At 47.1% G+C, this 781-nt stretch carries 2 protein-coding genes; both read right to left on the reverse strand.

The features are described from left to right. A partial coding sequence (locus AB4486_RS23385; RefSeq protein WP_372118936.1) for a hypothetical protein occupies window positions 1-401 on the reverse strand: 401 nt, incomplete at its 3' end. A gap of 43 nt (window positions 402-444) precedes the next feature. Continuing rightward, the coding region (locus AB4486_RS23390) for a hypothetical protein (protein ID WP_372118939.1) at window positions 445-781 on the reverse strand (337 nt) is incomplete at its 5' end.

Raw genomic sequence — 781 nt, forward strand, 5'->3', positions numbered from 1 at the left:
CGTTTAAGGTGCAGCGACATGATAGACTCGAACACACGCTGAACCAACAAGCCGTCGCGCTCTAAACTTTGAACAAGTGCAGTGGTATCAACAACGGCTTCTGCCAAGTAGAAAAAAAACCAACGCTCACCTGCGCTGCCTTCCGTATAGACACGTGCCGTCTCATAGGTCACGCTATCACGCTTGTTTAAGCCGAGTTTGTTACGGATGATTTCTTTAATTTCACAATGCATACGCTTAGCATATGCTTCAGCCGATTCCTTCTTACCCCCATCAAGCCGTTTTTTCTTTCCGTCACGGAACCCGTACACCACCGACATACTATGATCGTCATGACAAAGTAAACGACATACATTCTCTTTCAAAGCTCCCTGTACATCGATGATCTGGGTCTTTGCCACCGGGGCGCCTTCACACTGCAACAGCCCTTTAAAAAGTCCCATCTTAATTCTCCTCGCGGCTCAGTAATTCAGTCAACTTCTCGTTTATGCAGACTGTGTCTGCCAAGCGTCCGATCTCTTCAGGGATCTTCGTTCCATCAAGCTTTTTACGGTACCGCTTCGCTGGCCCATACCCGATCACGTCCTTGAACATGTTCAGGTAGAACAGTTCCTCACCCGGAGACACTTCGGCGAAAATATAGTTAGCATCATTCTGCTCTTTTCGGGTGTTCACATACACCCCCTTAATGGCATCAAAACGCTCACCCACGTAGCCTTTAACAGTCCCTAACTTGTCCACAGCTTTTTTATGGGTAGTCATCGACATATCTTCTTTATCT

Source organism: Vibrio sp. 10N.222.55.C6 (assembly GCF_041473395.1).
Lineage (GTDB): Bacteria > Pseudomonadota > Gammaproteobacteria > Enterobacterales > Vibrionaceae > Vibrio > Vibrio crassostreae_C.